The 21,043-nt window shown below is 36.1% G+C and carries 26 protein-coding genes and 1 tRNA gene; 13 read left to right on the top strand and 14 right to left on the bottom strand.

Going from position 1 to position 21,043, the window contains the following annotated elements; translation table 11 throughout:
• Nucleotides 1-810, bottom strand: an 810-nt coding sequence (locus tag HPY60_07130; protein NPV50952.1) for a hypothetical protein, incomplete at its 3' end; no start/stop codon positions are given.
• A 192-nt stretch (nt 811-1,002) separates the two neighbouring features.
• Here HPY60_07130 and HPY60_07135 point away from each other — a divergent pair.
• From HPY60_07135 to HPY60_07145, 3 genes are all read left to right on the top strand, one after another.
• Nucleotides 1,003-1,479 carry a PadR family transcriptional regulator gene (locus tag HPY60_07135; GenBank protein ID NPV50953.1) on the top strand — a complete coding sequence of 159 codons (477 nt, stop codon included), beginning with the start codon at nt 1,003-1,005 and terminating at the stop codon, nt 1,477-1,479.
• 59 nt (nt 1,480-1,538) lie between these two features.
• Nucleotides 1,539-2,813 carry an alpha/beta fold hydrolase gene (locus tag HPY60_07140; protein NPV50954.1) on the top strand — a complete coding sequence of 425 codons (1,275 nt, stop codon included), beginning with the start codon at nt 1,539-1,541 and terminating at the stop codon, nt 2,811-2,813.
• Nucleotides 2,814-2,895: 82 nt separating this feature from the next.
• Nucleotides 2,896-3,348 (top strand): flavodoxin, encoded by a 453-nt coding sequence (locus HPY60_07145; protein NPV50955.1) that lies wholly within the window; start codon nt 2,896-2,898, stop codon nt 3,346-3,348.
• 192 nt (nt 3,349-3,540) lie between these two features.
• Here HPY60_07145 and HPY60_07150 read toward each other — a convergent pair.
• From HPY60_07150 to HPY60_07160, 3 genes are all read right to left on the bottom strand, one after another.
• A tRNA-Leu gene (locus HPY60_07150) sits at nt 3,541-3,625 on the bottom strand.
• Nucleotides 3,626-3,662: 37 nt separating this feature from the next.
• Nucleotides 3,663-4,223 carry a CDP-alcohol phosphatidyltransferase family protein gene (locus HPY60_07155; protein NPV50956.1) on the bottom strand — a complete coding sequence of 187 codons (561 nt, stop codon included), beginning with the start codon at nt 4,221-4,223 and terminating at the stop codon, nt 3,663-3,665.
• Nucleotides 4,224-4,258: 35 nt separating this feature from the next.
• Nucleotides 4,259-5,440, bottom strand: coding sequence for a site-2 protease family protein (locus tag HPY60_07160; protein ID NPV50957.1), 1,182 nt, complete (start codon nt 5,438-5,440; stop codon nt 4,259-4,261).
• Between the two features lie 87 nt (nt 5,441-5,527).
• Here HPY60_07160 and HPY60_07165 point away from each other — a divergent pair, with 87 nt between their 5' ends.
• Complete coding sequence (locus HPY60_07165; protein ID NPV50958.1) at nt 5,528-6,913, top strand: NAD(P)H-hydrate dehydratase; 1,386 nt, start codon at nt 5,528-5,530, stop codon at nt 6,911-6,913.
• Between the two features lies 1 nt (nt 6,914).
• On the opposite strand, the gene HPY60_07170 is transcribed toward HPY60_07165, so the two are convergent.
• From HPY60_07170 to HPY60_07180, 3 genes are all read right to left on the bottom strand, one after another.
• The gene (locus HPY60_07170) at nt 6,915-7,430 is read right to left on the bottom strand and encodes a hypothetical protein (GenBank protein NPV50959.1); all 516 of its coding nucleotides are present in this window, start codon (nt 7,428-7,430) and stop codon (nt 6,915-6,917) included.
• A 31-nt stretch (nt 7,431-7,461) separates the two neighbouring features.
• Entirely contained in the window at nt 7,462-7,812 is a 351-nt protein-coding gene (locus tag HPY60_07175) for a cytoplasmic protein (GenBank protein ID NPV50960.1), read from the bottom strand.
• A gap of 87 nt (nt 7,813-7,899) precedes the next feature.
• Nucleotides 7,900-8,226 carry a non-heme iron oxygenase ferredoxin subunit gene (locus HPY60_07180; GenBank protein NPV50961.1) on the bottom strand — a complete coding sequence of 109 codons (327 nt, stop codon included), beginning with the start codon at nt 8,224-8,226 and terminating at the stop codon, nt 7,900-7,902.
• A gap of 100 nt (nt 8,227-8,326) precedes the next feature.
• Between HPY60_07180 and HPY60_07185 the strand changes: the two genes are divergently transcribed.
• Nucleotides 8,327-8,800 (top strand): YbhB/YbcL family Raf kinase inhibitor-like protein, encoded by a 474-nt coding sequence (locus HPY60_07185; protein NPV50962.1) that lies wholly within the window; start codon nt 8,327-8,329, stop codon nt 8,798-8,800.
• A gap of 98 nt (nt 8,801-8,898) precedes the next feature.
• Here HPY60_07185 and HPY60_07190 read toward each other — a convergent pair whose 3' ends face one another.
• On the bottom strand, nt 8,899-9,132 hold the full coding sequence (locus HPY60_07190) for a hypothetical protein (GenBank protein ID NPV50963.1): 234 nt from the start codon (nt 9,130-9,132) through the stop codon (nt 8,899-8,901).
• Nucleotides 9,133-9,371: 239 nt separating this feature from the next.
• On the opposite strand from HPY60_07190, the gene HPY60_07195 reads away from it, so the two are divergent.
• From HPY60_07195 to HPY60_07220, 6 genes are all read left to right on the top strand, one after another.
• Nucleotides 9,372-9,641 (top strand): DUF5320 domain-containing protein, encoded by a 270-nt coding sequence (locus tag HPY60_07195; GenBank protein ID NPV50964.1) that lies wholly within the window; start codon nt 9,372-9,374, stop codon nt 9,639-9,641.
• A gap of 153 nt (nt 9,642-9,794) precedes the next feature.
• Complete coding sequence (locus tag HPY60_07200) at nt 9,795-10,166, top strand: NifB/NifX family molybdenum-iron cluster-binding protein (GenBank protein NPV50965.1); 372 nt, start codon at nt 9,795-9,797, stop codon at nt 10,164-10,166.
• A gap of 4 nt (nt 10,167-10,170) precedes the next feature.
• Complete coding sequence (locus HPY60_07205; GenBank protein ID NPV50966.1) at nt 10,171-10,560, top strand: NifB/NifX family molybdenum-iron cluster-binding protein; 390 nt, start codon at nt 10,171-10,173, stop codon at nt 10,558-10,560.
• A 24-nt stretch (nt 10,561-10,584) separates the two neighbouring features.
• Nucleotides 10,585-11,418, top strand: a complete 834-nt coding sequence (locus tag HPY60_07210; protein NPV50967.1) for a P-loop NTPase — start codon at nt 10,585-10,587, stop codon at nt 11,416-11,418.
• The gene (locus HPY60_07215; GenBank protein NPV50968.1) at nt 11,415-12,278 is read left to right on the top strand and encodes a 4Fe-4S binding protein; all 864 of its coding nucleotides are present in this window, start codon (nt 11,415-11,417) and stop codon (nt 12,276-12,278) included. The genes HPY60_07210 and HPY60_07215 overlap by 4 nt, the downstream gene beginning before the upstream one ends.
• A 1-nt stretch (nt 12,279) precedes the next feature.
• Nucleotides 12,280-13,227, top strand: coding sequence for a radical SAM protein (locus HPY60_07220; GenBank protein ID NPV50969.1), 948 nt, complete (start codon nt 12,280-12,282; stop codon nt 13,225-13,227).
• On the opposite strand, the gene HPY60_07225 is transcribed toward HPY60_07220, so the two are convergent.
• The 5 genes from HPY60_07225 to HPY60_07245 all read right to left on the bottom strand — a co-directional run bounded on the left by HPY60_07225 (nt 13,224) and on the right by HPY60_07245 (nt 18,570).
• Nucleotides 13,224-14,342: a tryptophan--tRNA ligase gene (locus HPY60_07225; protein ID NPV50970.1), complete on the bottom strand. Its 1,119-nt coding sequence runs from the start codon at nt 14,340-14,342 to the stop codon at nt 13,224-13,226. The genes HPY60_07220 and HPY60_07225 overlap by 4 nt on opposite strands.
• Nucleotides 14,343-14,378: 36 nt before the next feature.
• On the bottom strand, nt 14,379-15,482 hold the full coding sequence (locus tag HPY60_07230; GenBank protein NPV50971.1) for an ATP-NAD kinase family protein: 1,104 nt from the start codon (nt 15,480-15,482) through the stop codon (nt 14,379-14,381).
• A gap of 29 nt (nt 15,483-15,511) precedes the next feature.
• The gene (locus tag HPY60_07235) at nt 15,512-16,879 is read right to left on the bottom strand and encodes a TrpB-like pyridoxal phosphate-dependent enzyme (GenBank protein ID NPV50972.1); all 1,368 of its coding nucleotides are present in this window, start codon (nt 16,877-16,879) and stop codon (nt 15,512-15,514) included.
• Between the two features lie 263 nt (nt 16,880-17,142).
• The gene (gpmA, locus tag HPY60_07240; protein ID NPV50973.1) at nt 17,143-17,892 is read right to left on the bottom strand and encodes a 2,3-diphosphoglycerate-dependent phosphoglycerate mutase; all 750 of its coding nucleotides are present in this window, start codon (nt 17,890-17,892) and stop codon (nt 17,143-17,145) included.
• Nucleotides 17,893-17,946: 54 nt separating this feature from the next.
• Nucleotides 17,947-18,570 carry a class I SAM-dependent methyltransferase gene (locus HPY60_07245; GenBank protein NPV50974.1) on the bottom strand — a complete coding sequence of 208 codons (624 nt, stop codon included), beginning with the start codon at nt 18,568-18,570 and terminating at the stop codon, nt 17,947-17,949.
• Between the two features lie 61 nt (nt 18,571-18,631).
• On the opposite strand from HPY60_07245, the gene HPY60_07250 reads away from it, so the two are divergent.
• The gene (locus HPY60_07250; protein ID NPV50975.1) at nt 18,632-19,210 is read left to right on the top strand and encodes a hypothetical protein; all 579 of its coding nucleotides are present in this window, start codon (nt 18,632-18,634) and stop codon (nt 19,208-19,210) included.
• 1 nt (nt 19,211) lies between these two features.
• Here HPY60_07250 and HPY60_07255 read toward each other — a convergent pair whose 3' ends face one another.
• Entirely contained in the window at nt 19,212-20,009 is a 798-nt protein-coding gene (locus tag HPY60_07255) for a sugar phosphate isomerase/epimerase (protein ID NPV50976.1), read from the bottom strand.
• 145 nt (nt 20,010-20,154) lie between these two features.
• On the opposite strand from HPY60_07255, the gene HPY60_07260 reads away from it, so the two are divergent.
• Nucleotides 20,155-21,042 carry a zinc ABC transporter solute-binding protein gene (locus HPY60_07260; protein NPV50977.1) on the top strand — a complete coding sequence of 296 codons (888 nt, stop codon included), beginning with the start codon at nt 20,155-20,157 and terminating at the stop codon, nt 21,040-21,042.
• Nucleotide 21,043 lies beyond the last annotated feature (1 nt).

Consider the following 21,043-nt stretch of genomic DNA (forward strand, 5'->3'; position numbering starts at 1 on the left):
TTCTTCTTCATTTACTGAAAATTTACTTTTTACATCCTTCATCATAAGCCCAAGCCAGAAGTGGCAAGCGCATATTCCAATATCAACATCCGGGTGTTCCCACTTAAGATGTTTATACCCGACAGGCATTGCTATTGAAATTGTTTTTAGATTTGAAGAAACTTTGAAGCGCCAGTGCTGGCTATTGGCCCCTGAAGGGGCTTTCCTAGCAAGATCAAATGCATATAGGAGTTCAGGGGTGAGGGATTCTTCTTTTACCTCTCCATCAAGTAAGGCATTAATTTCTTTTCTCTTATAACTCATAAATGATCCAGTTACCCTGTCTGTTAATCTAAGGCCCTCTTTTTTCCTGTATCCAAGAGGGGATATGCAAATTGCACGTTTACCTTCGACTACGCCCTTCCCGTACCCCCATTTTGGTTTATCTAAATCTTTATTATTTCCAAGATGGGGCATAATACGTTCTAATTCTTCAAGAGTGTAATGCCCATACCAACAGGTTGATATCCCCAAGCTAGTTGCATAGAGTATTGCCATCTCTCCAACGAATCCAACTTTCGAGATTGATGCAATATCGGTATTAGAAATAAATGCCATGCCATCAGGGGGCGAATTAAAGAAGGTCAAAAGTTTTTTGTCATAATTGGCCTTAAAAAATCTTATTTTAATATCGTGATTGAATGGAACTTCCATATTATCTATAAAATTATTAAGTTTGTTCATACTGTCTTTATCTATCTCACGCATCTCATAAGTTCTTACAGATCGACGAACATTTATTGCAGATTCCCAATCAATTTTCTCAAGCATAATAATCCCTATATTTGTTTTAGGGTTGTGATTGTTAAATAGTTTTAGTTGATTGTTATTGATAAGAAAAAGTGCGGGGGAAGGATTTTCAGAAGAATTATTACCTGTTAATGATTGCCACTTATTAAATAGTTCGATATTGAACAGTTCGAAACCGAAATATTTAAATAGTTCCTGTTATAACTTCCTAATATGGCGGGGTTATGGAAATTATCGAATGAAAAAGGAGAAAGCTCCAGTTTTTTGACAATTTATGTACTTCATAGCATAAAAAAGAACCCAAAAACTGGCTACGAAATATTGTCTGAAATTAAACAGAAATGTGGAGATAAATGGGCCCCAAGTAAAGGAACAATATACCCATTATTAAAACAATTAGAGAAAGAAAATTTGATAATGATAAAAAATACAGGGCCTCGCTCAAAAAATATTTTTGAAATTACCTCTAAAGGAAAGATACACTTATCTTCCATGCTCAAAGAAAGGCAAAAATTAAAGGAATCATTCTCATATTTCAGAAATCTATTTGCAGATATAATGGGAGAAGAGAATGCGAATATTGCAGAGTTACTCTTTGAAATAAAAGAGGTCTCTTTCACAAAAACAACAAAAGAAGAAGTTAAAAAAATTCTTGAATATTGTTTATCTGAATTGAGGGGGGTTGAGTAAAATGCCTACAATAAAAATTGAAAATTCAACTAAGAAGGAGCATAATGATCAGTGATCATATGAAAAAGAAAACATCAAAAAAGGAGATTGGGATAAGCAATACGTATCCAATTGCGGATCTTTCACAAATCTTAAATTCAGGACCACATTGGACAACAACTAAATATAGCAAGAATATGATGATGGATGCCTTGGTGAAACACCTCCTGAGCCTGATGCAATATGGCATGTCAGACCTTGGAGAAGTTCTAGAAGTAGTGGGTCAGACTAAACCTGGGGACGAAGAGCTCTGGATAAACGCTTGGAGTGCCATGGCACAACGACTACAACATCGAGCTGAAAAGGCCGAACGCACAGGCAAACGAGTTACAGCATCTACTGCATATCTACGGGCATCGACTTACTGGCGTGCCTCCTTAATGTACTTCAGTCACCCTAATGATTCACGCATAAAAGAAAATGCGCACGCTAGCTCCAAATGCTATGAACGCTACTTAGAATTATCTGGTTACCCTGGACAGTATGTCAAGATCCCTTATGAAAATAATTTCCTTCCTGGACACTTCTACAGGTCTCCAGTTGCAGGAAAAAAAGCCCCTCTGCTTATCATCACACCAGGTCGAGACACTTGGGCTGAAGATACATGTTGGGTCTACGATGCCGCCATCCGCAGAGGCATTCACTGTCTAGTATATGATGGCCCTGGCCAAGGATATGCACTAAGACTTAACAATCTTAAATTTCGACATGACTGGGAAAACGTTGTGACTCCAGTGATTGACTTCGCACTGAAACTTCCCGGAATAGACTCGTCAAGAATCGGACTTATGGGATTAAGCTTCGGCGGTTTTCTGGTACCTCGGGCCGCTGCCTTTGACAAAAGAATAAAAGTATGCATTGCTGACCCAGGAAACCCCAGCTGGGGCGATTCAATTATTGGTCACTTCCCCACTCTTATAAGCCAAATACTTTTGGGAAAACGAGGGGATTTTCTTCGCAGATCATTAACATCGATTCTTGATCGTTTGCCATTTATGAAATGGTTATTAAGAGACTATGCATGGAAACATGGCGTCTCGACTCAGGAAGTATTCCAAATACTTCAAAAATATGACAACACCTCCATTTTAGATAAAGTCACATGTGAGACGCTCATCATAGATGGAACTGAAGAGATTGTAAGAGGTCAAGCAAAAAAGATCTTTGATGCTTTGAAATGCCCAAAAGACTACATATTGTTTGATGAAATCACTACCGCACAATTGCATTGTCAAATAGGGGGTTACGCCACTGCATCAGAGTATTTGTTTGACTGGATAGACGAACGGCTTTGATGATTTAGTTGCAAATGATCGTCCAAGAAGAATTGAAATATGAAAAAGAAAATAATAATGGAGAATGTTGAAAGGTGAAAAAATGAATACATTAATTATCTATAAGTCAGTACATAAAATGAACACCGAGAAAGTGGCAAGGGCCATGGCAGAAGCTATAAATGCGGACATTCGGAAGGTCGAGGATGCCAAATCATCCATGCTGGCGAAGTACGATTTAATTGGCTTCGGGTCAGGCATTTACTACGGAAAACATCACGAAACGCTACTTGACTTCGTAAATGGTCTACCACAGCAGGAGGGCAAAGCGGCATTCGTTTTCTCTACTAGCGGCGGTTCTATAAAAAGCATGAATCGAGAACTGCGGCGGGCCCTCATGGAGAAAGGGTTCACGATTAAGGGCGAATTCACATGCCCCGGGTTTGAAACCTTTGGGGTATTTGGACTCATCGGTGGGTTTAGGAAGGGGCGTCCGAATGTGAAGGATCTAGACAAAGCCCAGAAATTCGCAAAGGGCTTGCTGCAAGCTCCATAAAAGCGTCACGGTACAAAAATGCCGTATTGGCCCAAACCTCAGATACCTTTGCTTAGGCCATCTTTTATTTTGCAAAAAGGGACCAAGTAACATTAAAAGAATTTTAATTATATTTTTTATTTTATTAAGTTATCTTGATTAATTAAATTGATTTTAGAAGAAACTAATTACCGCATTAGATTTATAAAAAAGTGCGGGGGAAGGGATTTGAACCCCTGGACCCCTGCGGGAATAGATCTTGAGTCTATCGCCTTTAGCCATGCTCGGCAACCCCCGCGTATTGGAAAGTTTATTCTGGGAATATAAAAAGGTTTCTAAGTCTTACTTTTCAGCTCCCTTGAGATGTAGTAAAACCTAGTAAAGACTGTTATATAGACGACAGCAAGCAACACGTAAAGCCCTATCTCTAAATTGATGAAGGAAAACACAAATATTATCAGTATTCTCTCAGCCCGCTCACCAATTCCTATTCCCATTACCTTTACCCCTAGAGCTTCCCCTTTAGCACGCATGTAGCTTATGAGATAGGCTCCGATCATTATGATAAAGCAAATAGTAAGATCATAGGACAATCCGATTCCTAAAAGAACAACGCCATCCCCTATTCTGTCAAACGTCGAGTCTAAAAACCCGCCCAAGACAGTTGTTCTCTTAGTATACTTTGCAACTGATCCGTCAACTAGATCAAGGAATCCCGAAACAGCAAGGATAATGGCACCAATGTATGGGAATCCAAGGTAGTAATAGTAACCTGAAAAGAAGACGACAACTAAACTGATAGTTGTTATGAGATTTGGCGGCAGGAATCTAAAAATCCGCCCTATAAGATTAACAATTGAAATAAATGATTTATTTTTACGGATGTTATTAAGCATGCCTCTTGAATAAATTAGGTATATTTAAATCTTTTTTATGCTATCTTTATTGGAACAATCATTGTTGATATGACAAACAATACTATGGCAACTGCTATCATGGCCCAATGTTTTCCCTCAATAGGCGTAATCTCATCCATTGATCCTGGGTGCCCCCGGTAAGCTAGGTAAATACCTATTATCCCCCAAAGGCTCCAGCCAGCCCAGGTAAATATTCCCATAACAAATAACAGAACAGCAACGATAAATGATAGATATCTGTGATTTTTTGGGCCTAAAACAGCCCTTGCAATATGCCCGCCATCAAGCTGGCCCATAGGGATCAAATTAAGCATGGTAACAAATATCCCTGCCCAACCTGCAAATGCAACAGGATGCAAGTATAGCGAATTACCCTCAGCAACAGTTACAAGCGATTTGGCTATAAATTGGAATATAAGTGGCTCGCCCAAGAATATTGAGCTCTCTCCAAAAATAGTAATTGGGACTACGGGCGACATCATAACTCCAACTATGGTGATTGGTATAGCTACTAACATACCAGCAAGAGGCCCTGAAAGGCCTAGTTCAATTGCACTGTTTTTAGTCGGGATAAATGATCTTATGTTTATCACAGCACCCATTGTACCTAGAACAAAAGGGGCAGGTATGAAATACGGGAGTGTTGCATCAACGCCATTTCTCCTTGCAACAAGGTAATGCCCCATCTCATGTGTTCCTAGAATTACCATTATTGAAAATGAAAATGCTATAGCCCCAATCCATGGATTTGACATGAATCCATAATCAACATGTGGCACAGACATAAAATAGCCAGCAACGGTAGTTGAGATAATTGTTAAGAAAAATAATATTAAGTTCTTTTTGTAGGTAAAATCCTTTTTAGGAGGGGAAGATCTTAACAAAACATAGAGCTTCCCATCTTCCTTTCTAATAAATGGGTAAAAATTTATTTTTTCAAACGAGGAGATTATATCTTCAGGCTTTTTGAAAAGTTCCTTCACTTCAAACAAGGCAGAATAATTGTCAGTTTTAATATTTCCATATGAGAAGTTCTCATTTGCAACATTAATTATCTCCTGCAGTTGCACAGGCAGCTCATTTTTTTCTTGGCCAATTACTATAGAGTTACATGATGGGCATCTATCGTAATCTTTATCCTCTGCCAACTGATATTCCTTGTACCCACATTTTTCACACTCCATCACTTTGACCATAGGGAATTCTTATTCAAATTACTTATAAAATTTCCCCAATATGCAAAAACTTATTTATTCAAAATCGCATTTATTTATGGGAGTGATATGGATACATATATTATTGATTCAAACTGTAAGTATTACGGCCTTGATACGCCAATCCTTATGGAAAATGCAGGAAGAGGAGTAGCATCAGAAATAGAAAAAAGATTTGGAACAAGAAATAAAATAGCAGTTTTTTGTGGCCTTGGTAACAACGGTGGCGATGGCTTTGTTGCTGCTAGATACCTATCAAAAGAAAACAGGGTTACAGTGTATTTGATAGGGGATCCAGAAAATATAAAGGAAGGGGCAGCAGTTTCAAAGTGGAACCTATTAAAGCACCTGGATATTGAAAAAATTCTTATCAAGGATTCCTCCGATATAGAAAAGATAAGGCCTGATTTTGAAATTTATGTGGATGCGATATTCGGCGTCGGCGTCAAAGGGACACTCAGGCGCCCCTATTCCGATGTTATTAACAAGGTTAATGAGATTAATGGAGTAAAAGTTTCAATAGATGTTGCATCCCCTTACTTTATGCCAAATGTCGTGGTATCCTTACACACTCCTAAAGAAGGTGCAACTACCGTAGTTGATATAGGGATCCCAAAGGAATTCAATAATCTAACAGGCCCTGGGTATGTCAATAAACTAAACAAAAGATCCTCTGATTCTCATAAAGGTGACAACGGGAAGGTATTAGTTATAGGTGGATCAGAAGAATACCATGGAGCCCCAATATATGCTTCTCTTGCGGCATCCTACTTATCTGATCTTGTATACATAGTATCTCCAAAAAAGTGTGCAAAGGTAATAAAGTCTTACTCCCCTGACTTTATAGTTTTCCCAACCGAAGAAAGTCACTTTGTTTTAGATGATGTGGAATACCTAAAGACTCTCTCTGATAAAGCTGACTCAATACTTTTGGGGGTTGGCATGGGGAGGGATCAAGAAACTATTGATACAGTATTAGAGTTTTTGAAAAATATTTCCTGTAAGAAGATTATAATAGATGCTGATGGCCTCTTTGCAATTAAAGGAAATCTTGACCTCCTAAAGAAAAATGATGTTTGTGTAACTCCTCACCACTCTGAATATCGGATGGTATTTGATGAGCATTTGACACAGGATAATATACTACTCAACGCAGAAAAATACAAAACTTCTATAGTTTGTAAGGGAGAAGTTGATCTTATATCCGATGGTAAAAAAGTTATTAAAAATTTCACAGGAAACGCAGGCATGACAACAGGAGGTACAGGAGATATTCTAGCAGGCTTAATAACTGCTTTCTCTACAAAGGGTACTTTACTAGAAGCAGCTTGTGCAGGGACCTTCCTAAACGGATTAGCAGGAGAAATAACGGCAGAAGAAATGGGAATGAATTTTAGAAGCTCTGACATACTGGATAGGATCCCGAAAGCTCTAAAATTCTCTAGTAACTTTTAATTTATTTTTTTACCTCACACTCAATATAGTTAACAATTTCTTTAGCCCATTTTAGAGCGGCATCAGGGCCATTAGCAGTTATAATTTTTCCATCCCTTACAACATCCTTGTCTTCAAAGACTACTGCTTCTTTGTCAAAAAGATCTGGGCCACCCCACACAGTTGCTTTTTTCCCTCTTAGAACACCAGCTTTTGCCATTATGTTAGGGGCGTAACATATGCCTCCAAATAGTGGTAAAACTCTTTCTGCTTCTTGTATATGCCTATGAAGTGTCTCATCATCAGTAAGATTAAAAGTACCTGGACCTCCAACTAATAGAAAAGCATCATAATCTTCTAGCTTGACCTCCCCAATTCCGATTACATCGATTATTTTTCCAAACTTACTCCAAGCCGTACCTTTTTCGTGAGAAACAACAGTTACAGTGTATCCATTTTCCTCAAATATTGATCTCGGGATAAATAGCTCTTCATCTCTAAAACCTTCTTGGGCAACCCACATCAAAATACATACCATAACATACCTCCAGTTGAAAATAAATTATAATTTAAATAGCAATTATTTCATAGCCTTCTTCCATATACCTTGCCATGCTGGGATGGCCAAATAATTCATCGCAAAGTTTAAGATTTTGTTTCTTTGCTTCTTCAATAGTTCCACTTTTTGTTGCACAGGCTTTACAAACACAGTCGATAAGTCCTTCATCTTTAACTCTCGCATAATAGTAGTTTAGTGGATTTCCAGGTTCGTTTAACTTCCCGATAAGTCCTGTAGCTGAACCTTCAATTATTAACTTAGTATCATACCCTTTAGCATTAAATTCAATAGCATTTATTAATGCATGAACTATGCACATTGGGTCCCCATTAAATGCAAATATTGCAACTTTCCTTTGCATCCAAAATTCGGTCATTTTTCTTTCACCCCATGTATTTGAAATATTGGTAAAGAGTAAATATAAATCTAATTACTTAAATGTAATTTATTATAATTTGATTAGTATTTCCTCTCCTTCGATCTTCACATCATACTTTTCTTCATCGTTTATCTTAAGTTTCAACAGAGGTATCTTAGGCCCAGAAATAGCTTTACCTGTTGTAACATCAAACTTTGATCCATGCTTGGGACAAGTTACTATGTTTCCTTCAAGCTTACCATTAGAAAGGTCACCGCTTCTATGGGTGCATTTATTATCAATTGCATAGAATTTTCCGCCAACATTTGAAACTAGGATTTCTTTTCCCTTAACTTCATATTTCTTCATGCTACCTTCTTTAATATCAGATATCTTACCTACTTTGACAAATTCCATAGAATCCCCATTTATAATCCGGTTTAATCTTATTAAAGTTTACCGTGAATAAATGATAAAGAATAAATAGTAGAAATCAAAATTATGTGCAGGTGATATAATAAAATTATTAAGCAAAGCCTTTAATCAAGGAGAAGTTATCCCCTCTAAATATTCTTATGAAGAAGGGAATATATCGCCACCACTTGAATGGAGCTCTTTGCCTAAAAACACAAAAAGCCTTGCTTTAATTTTAGAAGATCCAGATGCACCAATGTTTAGCTGGACGCACTGGATTGTTTATAATATTCCGATTACCCAGACAGATCTTCCAGAAGGGATCCCTCCAGAAAAAGAAGTTAATGGGATAAAACAGGGAATTAATAGTTGGAAAAAGAATGGTTATGGGGGCCCATGCCCTCCCTGGGGGACTCATCGATACGTTTTCAAATTATATGCTTTGGACACTGAATTAGAAATTGACCCAGAAGCACCTAAATCAGAACTTATAAATCAAATAAAAAATCACGCAATAAGCGAAGCAAAACTCGTTGGGAAATATAAAAGTCATTATGACAAGTGTTTTACTCGTTAAAATCTCCATTTATTAGGCAAATATCACCATTATACTCATAAAAATGTCCATAAATAAAAATAGTAAAAAAAGAAAAGATAAAAATATCTTTTCTTAAATTAATTTCCTGCCCCTTTATAGCGTATCTTTTTTAAAGGTCCTTCGTAGTAGATCTCTACTTCTTCGTTTAGATATTCATAGAGATATCTCTCAACGGTACTTCTTGGTATGTCCGTATCGTTAACAAGTTCCTGAATGAAGTAGTCTCTTCCGCTGTTTTGCTTTTGCTTTAGAAGAACTCTTAGTTCATTAATACGCTTTTCTCTAGTTTCAAATTGTCTTCTCCATCCCATATTTTTTCACCTTTTAGTGCTAACTATCATCTCTCAAATGTTAGTTACTAATATTGATAATCATTAGTATATAAATCTTTTGGTTGTATAGCCTAACATTAATGTAAATAATATTATAATTAATGATATAATTTAATTAAACATTGGATTGCATTATTTTAAATTAACTAATTAATTTGAAAATAAGGTCAACCGAAACCTTTAAATAATAATGAATATATATTCGTTTGGTGAGTAAAATGTGGGGAAGAACATTTCATAGGGGATTTCACGCATATTGCGGCAGAAATCTATATGAGCCAGACTACAGAATTGCAGGACTTGGAAGGGGCCGAGGAGGTCTTGGAAGAGGGCCATGTGCATATTTGATAGAATCTGAGCTTTTTAAAGAGGGAAGAATCTCCAAAGAAGAAGAGAAAAAGATCCTGGGGGACAACATCGACCTCTTAAAGAAAGAGATCCAGCAGTTAGAAGCAAGGCTAAATAAAATTTCAGAAGATGTTGAATAAAATGGTTGGATATCGATATGGCAGGGGTCCGGAAGGAGAGTGTATCTGTCCGAAATGCGGATATAAAGAGCCGCATGAGAGAGGGGCCCCATGCTTGGATAAAAAGTGCCCTAAATGCGGGGCTACAATGATAAGAAATTTGCAGGGATTATGATGAAAGTAGCTATATCTTCAACAGGAACAGAAATAGACTCTGAAGTTGACCAAAGATTTGGCAGATGCAATTACTTTTTAATCGTTGACGTCGAAACAAATAGTTTTGAAGTATTTCGGAATTCATCTGCATCTGCTCCAAATGGGGCCGGCATAGAGGCTGCTAAAAATTTAGCTAAGAAAGGAATTAAAGCGATAATAAGTGGAAACATAGGGCCAAATGCATTTCAGGTTTTAGATGCAGAGGGGATAGACGTTGTGCAAGAATTCAAAGGAACTGTAAACGAGGCAATTAAAAACTTTAAAGAAGGCAACTATTCTAAAGCTTCTTCGCCTAACGTTAGAACACATTCGGGAGTAAGGGGGCGATGATTAAATGAAACTTTGTTTTCCGACAAATGGACATGCAGGATTAGTTGAATCCATAGGGGAGCATTTTGGAAGAACGCCAACGTATACAATATATGACATAGAATCTCATGATGTAAAGGTAATAGAAAATTCCAGTGAACATATGGGCGGAATAGGATATCCTCCCGAGATCATGAAAAAAGAAAAAGTCGATGTTCTAATATGCCGGGGTTTAGGAAAAAGAGCTCTAGGCATGTTTGTTGACTATGGAATTGATGTATATATTGGGGCAACTGGAACTGTTGAGAACTCCCTATCTGACTATAAAAACATGAAATTAAAAAAGGCTACATTTAGTGATTCATGTATTGAACATAAATTTGGTGACCACAACAAAGGAAGTTGTCACCATTAATTTTCTTTTCTAACTAGTGAGAAGATGATACTTTCTATAGCAAGTGGTAAAGGGGGCACAGGTAAAACTACCGTTTCCGTTAATTTGGCATTAAGCCTAGGCCGAGTTCAATTGATAGATTGTGATGTCGAAGAACCGAATGACAATATTTTCATCAAAGCCAATATAGATAGTATTCAAGATGTTAACGTAGAAATACCTCAAATTGATTCTGAAAAGTGTTTAAATTGCGGAGCATGTGCAGATTTTTGTAGCTTTAATGCTATAGTTGACCTTTCTTCAGGCATAAAGATCTTTTCAGGACTATGTCATTCTTGTGGAGGGTGTAAATTAGTATGCCAAAACGATGCTATAAGTTGGAAAGATAAAAAAATTGGCAGTATAAGAAAAGGAAAAAATGAGGATATTTTATTTTGTGAGGGCATTTTAGATATCGGAGAGAGTCGACCAACACCAATAATAAAATCCCTAAAGTATCAAATAAGGACAGGCATTGATACAATACTTGATTGCCCTCCAGGAACTTCTTGCTCATTTCTTGAAACAGTAAATGGGTCTGATTTCTGTATACTAGTTACAGAACCAACTCCTTTTGGCTTCAATGATCTAAAGATCGCCGTAGAAGCATTGAAAGAAATGGGCGTTCCGTTTGGAGTTGTAATTAATCGTGATGGGATAGGCGACGATGAAATTGAAATCTTCTGTAAAAAAGAAATGATTCCAATATTGCTCAAAATACCTTATAATAAAGAAATTGCCAAGTTGTATTCTAAAGGGGAGTCATTTATAGATTATTTTCCTGAAATATCTGGGCAGCTTGTTTTTGTATTTAATAATATTAAAGGTATGGTAAAATGAAACAGATTGCTATCGTTAGTGGCAAGGGCGGAACAGGTAAGAGTTCATTAGCATTGGCCTTTTCATCTTTAGCTAAAAATGCAGTCATTGCAGATTGTGATGTCGACGCTTCAAATCTACATATAGTCTTGAATCCCACAGTATTAAAAACTGAAGAATTTATAGGCTCACAAATAGCCCAAGTGGATAAAAATAAGTGTACAAATTGTATGAAATGCTACCTTGGATGTAAATTTAGTGCAATTACTAAAGAAATTGAAATAAAAGAATCGTTGTGCGAGGGCTGTGGGGTATGCCGTTTAGTATGCCCTGAAAAAGCCATAACTATGAAGGATAAGGTATCTGGTTATACATATATCTCTGAAACACGTTTTGGCCCATTGGCGCATGCATTTTTAAAACCTGGGGCCGAATCATCTGGAAAACTAGTAAATGAAGTAAGAAAAAATGCAATAGAGATTTCAATTAAGAATAATAAAGGGCTAATACTTATTGATGGACCACCCGGAATTGGATGCCCTCTAATATCCACTATTTCAGGAATCAATCTTGCAATCGTTGTAACGGAACCCACCTTTTCTGCCATCCATGACCTTGAAAGGGTATTTGAGGTCAATAAACACTTTGGGGTTAAATCTGTAGTATGTATAAATAAATCGGATATTAATAGTTTCAATACTTCAAAGATTAGAGAATACTGTAATCTCAATGATATTATAGTTATTGGAGAAATACCTTATGATCCAATTGTAAACTCTGCAATAGTATCGCGCAAGACATTAATTGAACTTTCAGATTCACAACTTTCATCTAAAATAATTGAAATATGGAAAAAAATTTTGGAGGAAATAAATGGATAAAATGGAACCAAATGATAAGATTGTTTTTGGACCTGTACCTTCGAGGAGATTAGGCGCAAGTCTTGGAATAAATAATATACCTCCCAAGATATGCTCTTATTCTTGCATTTATTGCCAAATTGGGAAAACCTATAAAATGACTTCAGATCGAAACACATTTTATAAAAATGAAGATATTTTTGAATGTGTAAGATCTAAGCTAAAAGACATCTACTATAAAGGAGGCCATGTCGATTACCTTACTTATGTTCCAGACGGAGAACCAACTCTTGACATTGAACTTGGTAAAGAAATAGAACTATTGAGTTCATTAGGAATTAAAATTGCTGTTATCACAAATTCTTCATTGTTGGCTAAAGAAGATGTTAGAGAAGACTTGTATAAAGCAGATCTTGTTTCTGTAAAGATTGATTCAATTGATCCAGAAATATGGAAGAAGATAAACAGGCCGCATAAATCCCTAAATCTAGAAGAAATAAAATCAGGAATCATTGAATTTTCTATGGGATTTAAAGGATTGTTACTAACTGAAACAATGCTAGTTAGAGGGTATAATGACAATGCTATTGACCTCAACAATACCGCCAACTTTATCAAAAGATTAAATCCACAGCGGAGCTATATATCTGTACCAATAAGGCCGCCTGCTGAGAAATTAGTACAAATACCAAATGAAGAAAATATCAATATAGCATACCAAATATTTAATGATAATAATCTAAACACAGAATTGTTACTTGGTTACGAAGGAAATGATTTTTTCTATTCCGATAATCTTGAAGAAGAACTTTTGAGTATAGTCTCAGTTCACCCCATGAGGGATGATGCAATTAATTCATATCTTACAAAAGCCAATTCAAATTGGAAATTTATAGAGTCCCTTATCAACGAAAATAAAATAAAAGAAATAGAGTATAAAGGCCACAAATATTATCTGAAGAAGATTTAATCCTTTAGAAGGAATTTATCTAGTACGTCTTTTGCCTTTTCCCTGTTTTCTTGGTGTTTTGTAATAAATTTAACAAGTTTCTCACTTAAGAGATTCTTACATTCTCCGCAGAATACCTCTCCGCTCTTACAACCATCGTGTATTTCTTTTATCTTTTTATTATCCTCTTCAAAGATGAAGTATAGATATTGGTAGATTGTGCATACTCCGGGATTGCCACCTTTTTCTTTGTGCTCTTTTACTGTCTGGCCACCGCCGGTAAATGCCCTTTTTACTTTTTTATCTACTTCTTTTGGGGGGTCAACAGAAAAGATGGCGGTATCGCTCTTTGATGCGGACATCTTACCGCTTGGCCCTTCAAGGCCTGGAAGGAACATGTTGTGTATGGCAGCGGGTTTATAATAACCAAGCTTTGGGGCAACATCCCTTGTTATTCTCCAGTAAGGGTCTTGATCAATTGCAGCTGGAATTAAAACTGGAACATTATATCCTTTAAGAACTGAAGGTAAAAAACAAGGTGCAGCCTGCACAGAGGGGAAGAAAACCATCCCAATATTAGTTGAGTTCTTGAAACCAAATACGGCTTTAGCTGTTGAAGTTGTCACATTCTTTGCAACTTGGATTGATATTCTGTAGAGCGTTTTAGCATAGTCAATATCAGAGAATATAAAGGTCTTTTTTGGATCAAATCCTAAGGCGATGACATCTAAAGCATTTTCATAGGCAAAAGCATGTGTTTGTTCAAGCGTAAGATCTGGCCTCATCATGAACTTTTCATCATCAGTCATCTGAAAATAAAATTCACAATCGAATTTGTCCTGAAGCCACTTACAGAATATCCATGGAACTAGATGTCCAAGGTGGGTGTGGCCAGAAGGCCCCCTCCCTGTATAAAGAGCAAACTTTTCTCCCTCTTCATATTTCTTTAAAATCCAGCCAAGATCCCTATGAGAAAAAAACAATTTCCTTCTAAGGAAAGGGTGCAAATCTCCTGTATATTTTTTTATTGTATTCAATAAATCTTCAGTTAGAATATCTGTTCCGAACTGTTTAATTAGTTTATTATAATCAATTTCTCCCTCGACTTCCCAAGGAGTGACAACAGATTCATCCATAATATCAGAATAACCTGATTTTAATGCTTTTTAAATTTAATCTTTTCTTATTTCTTTTCTCTGGGCCATTCTGTAAGCGCAGACTACAAGGGTCTTACCAGATAGTTCTTTATCTAATTCATCATCGCCCGTATCAACTAATAGAAAAGGGGTATTCTCTAATTTTTGAGGAGTTGCAATAATTATAATATTATCTTTGCCAACTTTTCTTAAAACTTGACTTGAAATCTGTTGATTTCCTCTACCAAAAACAAATCCCTGTGCCCCTATCGGGCTCACTATTATTTTGACACTCTTTTCATCTTTGATATATTCTAAGATTGCCTTTTCATTGACATCACTTGCAATTAGTTTTTCATCTTTTATTAAGTCTACACCGAGCATTGTCTTCTTCAGACCCATAACTTCTGCAATCTTTGCTGTTGTTGAACCAGCACCGACTATATACAAAGAACCGTCGGACATAAATTCACTTGCAAATACTGCTATCCCATCCTTTGCCATTTCTTCGTCGTGGCCTTCAAATAAAGCCTTGGCATCTTGCACCAAATTTGGTATATACGGTGTTTTTAGATATCCATACAACTTCATTTTGAATTTATCTGCCCTATAGCTTTCCTCATCAATATCTAATACGTCAGAATCTTTGTACTTAGAATTTCCTTCTAAAAAAGCTTTAAGGATATCTGACGCGGCTTTTGGATTAATTGCAAAAACTGATGAAAACATCTTTACTCCTGCAGGCATTCCGATAACTGGAATATCTTTACCGATGGCCTCACAAATATCTCTTGCTGTACCATCTCCCCCGCAGAATATTATGAGCTCAACTTTTCTCTTTTTGAACTCTTCTATCGTTTTTAGAGTATCATCTCTACTAGTTAATCCCTTAACTGTATAAACAACTTCATATTCAAGCTCTTTGTTTTTTATTAAGTCTTCACCCATCTCGCCAGAAGGAACAAGAAATTTTACATCTTTTACTTTGCCAAGTGATTCAAAAAATACTTCTGCCCTCTTTTTTGACACCTTTTCTGCACCAAGTTCCAGGGCTTTTTCATATAGTCCGTCAGTTCCTTTTAGCCCAACTGAACCCCCCATACCAGAAATTGGATTGACCAAAAAACCAAGAGTTTTCATTTTATCACAAAAATAAAAAAATAGGAGGATTAATCCTCCTTGATGTTTGGAAGTTTTTTAAGAGACTGTTTTACAAGTTCTACTGGGTACTCGTAGTCTGTTAGTTTGCCATGAAGGTAGAGTTCGTAAGATTTAAGGTCAAAGTGTCCATGTCCGCTTGCATTGAATAGGATTACCTTTTCTTCGCCAGTTTGTTTACACTTCTTTGCTTCTTCAATAACAGATTTAACTGCATGGGCAGTTTCTGGGGCCGGAACATGACCTTCTGTTTGTGCAAAGAGCATTGCCGCTTCAAATACTTCAGTTTGGTGGTATGCTTGAGCTTCGATAATGTTTTGATCTTTTAGTGCACTTACTATAGGTGATGCACCGTGGTACCTTAATCCTCCGGCATGGATGCCTGGGGGGATGAAGTCATGACCCAAAGTAAACATTTTTGCAATTGGACCTAACTTTGTGGAGTCACCATAATCGAATGCATAAAGACCTTTTGTAAGAGTTGGACATGAGTGTGGTTCAACGCCAACAATTCTTAGATCTTTTTTATCTTCCTTTAATTTATCGTGTATGAACGGGAATGAAACCCCAGCAAAGTTGGAGCCTCCGCCAACACAACCGATTACTATGTCTGGATATCTTTCTTCCATCTTTAACTGTTCTCTAGCTTCAAGACCGATTACTGTCTGGTGCATACAAACGTGATTTAAAACACTTCCAAGAGAGTATTTTGTATCCTCATGTGTTGCTGCATCTTCTACTGCTTCAGATATAGCAATTCCAAGACTTCCAGGATGTTCTGGATTATCTTTTAGGTAAGTTCTTCCTGCGTTTGTCTTATTGCTTGGACTTGGAAATACTTCTGCACCCCACAAGTGGATTAGATTTCTTCTGTAAGGTTTTTGTTCGTAACTTACTCTTACCATGTAAACTCTGCACGTTATGTCAAATAAACTCGTTGCGTAGCTTAATGCAGATCCCCACTGGCCTGCACCAGTTTCAGTTGTTATCGTTTGCGTGCCTTCTTTCATATTATAGTATGCTTGTGCAACTGCTGTGTTTGGTTTGTGACTGCCTGCAGGTGAAACCCCTTCCCATTTGAAATAAATTTTTGCAGGGGTTTTTAGGGCCTTCTCTAATCTTAGAGCTCTGTAAAGTGGAGAAGGTCTCCATACTGCATAAATATCACGTATGTCTTGCGGAATATCAATCCATCTTTCTTGAGATACTTCCTGTTTTAGAATTTCCATTGGAAAGAGTACTGAAAGCTCTTCCAATGTAGCCTGTTTTAAGGTTCTGGGACTATATACCGGCGGCAGAGCCTTTGGCAGATCTGCCTGTATATTGTACCATTTTTTTGGCATTTGGTTTTCGTCCAAAAATATTTTGGTTCTTTCCATTTTTTATCCTCCCTTAATACTTTTTTAAAAATCTATAAAATATTTTAACTAAATAAACTAAGACCTCTAAAAATCTCTAGATGTCTAATTTATACTAAAATCCCTATGAGTAAGCGAAAAACCTAAAGTTAGGCCGCTTAGTATCGCCACCACCAAAATTTAAGAAAAGAGTCTTTTGTGACTACTTTGGCTGTTTTGGATGGCTTTAAACTCATAGTACCAAAAAATTTAATCATAGATCTATTTATAAATCTTTGTATTAATCATTTCTTCGCTTTTCCTTGATTTGCTACAGATTTAATTGCTTTTTCGATCTCCTCAGCATCTCCCAAATAATAGTGTTTAATAGGTTTTAAGTTGTTATCCAATTCGTAGACAAGTGGTATCCCCGTGGGTATGTTTAAACTTACTATTTCTTCTTCAGGGACGTTATCAAGATACTTAACAAGTGCCCTAAGGCTATTTCCATGGGCCGCAATTAGAACTCTCTTTCCGCTCTTTATAGTTGGCGCTATTGTCTCGTGCCAGTAAGGTAAAAATCTTTCAACGGTATCCTTAAGGCATTCACTTTGAGGGATTTGATCTTCAGTTAGCTCTGTGTAGCGTGGATCGAACCCTGGATATCTTTGATCCTTTTTTTCCAGAGCCGGAGGCCTTATGTCATAACTTCTTCTCCAGATTAAAACTTGTTTTTCCCCATATTTTTTGGCCATCTCTGATTTGTTAAGTCCTTGAAGTGCACCATAGTGCCTTTCATTTAGCCTCCATGAGTTGATTACCGGTATCCACATGAGATCCATTTCATCTAAGGTTAACCATAAAGTCCTTATTGCTCTCTTGAGTACAGAAGTAAAAGCTATGTCAAATACGTACCCTGATTCTAGTAATACTTTCCCTGCATTTTTTGCTTCAGTTATTCCTTTTTCAGAAAGATCTACATCTGTCCAGCCGGTAAATCTGTTTTCTTTGTTCCAAGTGCTTTCCCCATGCCTCAATAGTACAACTTTATACATTTAAATCCCTTAATCTTCTTACTCTTTCAATTTTTAGATACCTTCTTTTTAAGTTTATTTACATTTGGCCTTAACACACACGTAATGCCCTTTGTCAATAATTGTCTTTTCAATCTTAAATCCATTCTTTTCTAAAATTCCATAAACCCCATTTTCTTCCAGAAATGATTTGTAATTCCGGTAGTGCTCTCTTCCGGCAAGAAATTCAATTATTGAATTACTAGCTCCTTGAATGGAGAAAGATTGCCTAACTAGATAATCATATACAATTATTTTATCTGAGACTTTCTTAATTTCTTCCAAGATCTTATGCCTAGTTTCAGATTTCATTTCATGAAGAGACAAAGAAAAAATAGCATAATCAAATCTTTCATTTGTTAATACTGAAACTTTTTCTGCATTTCCGTAAATAAATTTTACATTTGGAATATTTTTCCCTTCTTTTGCGGAATTTGCATATTCTACCATTCTTTTAGAAAGCTCTATTCCTAAGATATTGCTACCTTTTTCTGAAAGGTGAAATGCTAAGGAGCCTGTCCCACATCCAATATCTATGATTTTAGAATTCTTTTCAATTAGGCTTGAAATTATTTTTCTTGTATCTCCAGTATTAGGATCAATCAAATAGTTGTATAGTTTTCCATCATACCAGTGTCTTTTGTCTTCTTTCTCCAACATATATCCTCATACAGTATATTAAACTAAAACTTAAATAGTTATACTCAATAACTTATGCATAATGAGAACGAGTGCCATGAAAAATGAATCAAACATTGAGGAAAGTGAAGACCCAAAAATTATCTTACGTGAGAAAAATGTTAGTCTAATACTTGATTCATATGATGATATATTCTCAGATTTTGACCCAAGACCTTACTCTTCAAGGGGACTATCTAACGATTTCTTGATTGAGTGCAGGAGGGCTGTTAGGGGCATAAAAACCGAATCACCAGTGCTCGAATTGAGATTACTTGTACCAAAAAACAAAAGAAAGGCTGCCAAAGAAACTATGATCAAAAAAAGATTGAAAGATTACTTTCAGAATCAGGTAAAAGAAAAACAAATGGAGTTGAAACAGACAAGGAGGGATGGAGGAAAATGGATCCTTATTGGATTTTCATTGGCCTTAATTTCGACTTTATTAATTACCCAAGAAGAATTTTTATTTAAATTGCCCTTGATTATCACAGAGCCAGGTGGTTGGTTTAGCTTTTGGACTGGCCTTGATAAAATATTTATTGAGCCAAAGGGCAAAAAGCCTGAATTTGAGTTTAATAATAATATGGCGAATATGAATGTCCGCTTTTATAGTTATTAAACTATAAAAAATATTTTTTATCTTCTAAGAATTTACGGCTTTTAATGATATCTTCAGTTTTTGTCATTTCTAGTATTATCCTGCCGGCGTAATTAATATCTTTAAGAGCTCTGAATATTTTTGGGAAGTTAATGTTTCCCTCCCCAAGTGGCAAGTGATTATCAAATTCACCAAAATTATCATGAAGATGGATGTGAATGAGATACTTTCTTAGATCATGGATATATTCTCCTATATCTACGTTATTAGTTTCTAGGTGGCCTACATCCATCGTATGTTTAATCTCTGATAACTCTTTATTTTCAAGAACTTCCAATACTTCTTTAGAAACTTTCATCGTTGTAATAAAAGTGTCAGGCATATTCTCTAGTGCAATAGTGACGCCATAATCTTTATTATAATCTGATATTTCTTTTAATGAATCAAATAGTATTCCTTTTGTATTCTCTTTTGCTTTGCTTGTGGCTGCAGAATGTCTTCCAGGATGGAAAGTCATCACCTTTCCGCCTATTTCATTTACGGCAAATATACAGTATTTAACTTGCCTTATTGACTCTTTTCTAATACTTTTGTTTAGGCTTGATATGTTTATATCAGAAAAAGGGGAATGAACTGTGTAATCAAAACTATAAGAAGATAACAATTCTTTGATCTTGGGCAGTGTTTCTTCATCAATTGCATGATTGTTTTCAGCAACTATCTCCATAAGATCAAAATTATTGCTTTCCCCCCATGAAAGGGCTTTTTCTAGATTATCTTCATAGAATGCCAGAGAGGAAAAACCTAATCTTTTATTCATCGAATTTGAGAACAACTAACTCTTTTAATAGTTTTCTATTAATTGTTGCTTGATTTTTTTTATTAAATTATTAACTACTTTTTATTAATATTTATTATAGAAAAGTTTAAATATTATTACATCGATATTATTACAGAGGCCTATCATGAATAAATATTTTCTTTCTATTTTATTGGTGCTAACAATTTCTTTTTCATTAGGGTGTGCGAATGAAAAAACAGATTCTGACGGAAGATTGATTGTATATGCGACAATATCTCCCCAAAAAGAAATGATTGAGGCAATTGGAGGAGAAAAGGTTAATGTGAATATACTTGTCCCTCAGGGCAGCGATCCACATACTGCAGATTTAAAACCAAATCAACTGACTGAATTATCCAAAGCAAAGATTTACGTAATGGTTGGTTCAGGCATTGAATTTGAGATAAAATCGATGGGTAAGATAAGGGATCTTAATAAGAATATGTATGTTTTAGATAGCTCTAAGGGAATAGAATTAATTGGGATGACAGAACACAATCATGAAGATGAAATTCATAATGAAGCAGAAGGTGGGAAAGACCCCCATATCTGGACTTCTTTAAGAAATGGGAAGATAATGATTCAAAACATATACGAGGGGCTCGTGGCCGTTGACCCAGCTAATAAAGAATACTACTTGAAGAATAGGGATGATTATTTGGTTAGGTTAGATGAAGCAGATACATACATAAAAAATGAGCTGGAAGGTCTAGAGAATAGGTCTTTCATGATATTCCACCCCTCATGGGGGTATTTTGCAAAGGATTATAACTTGACTCAAATTCCAATTGAGATTGAAGGAAAAGAGCCTACTTTACAATCACTTGCTAAAATAATAGAAGAGGCAAAAGAAGAGAATATTAAGACGATATTTGTATCTCCCGGGTTTAGTAGTAAAGCAGCCGATATAATCACGAAGGAGATTGGTGGAAAAACTGAAGTGATTGATCCTCTTGCAGAAAACTACATAGATAATCTTAAAATTACCGCAAACAAAATAAAAAATCAGTAAT

The organism is Methanofastidiosum sp., assembly GCA_013178285.1.
Classification (GTDB): domain Archaea; phylum Methanobacteriota_B; class Thermococci; order Methanofastidiosales; family Methanofastidiosaceae; genus Methanofastidiosum.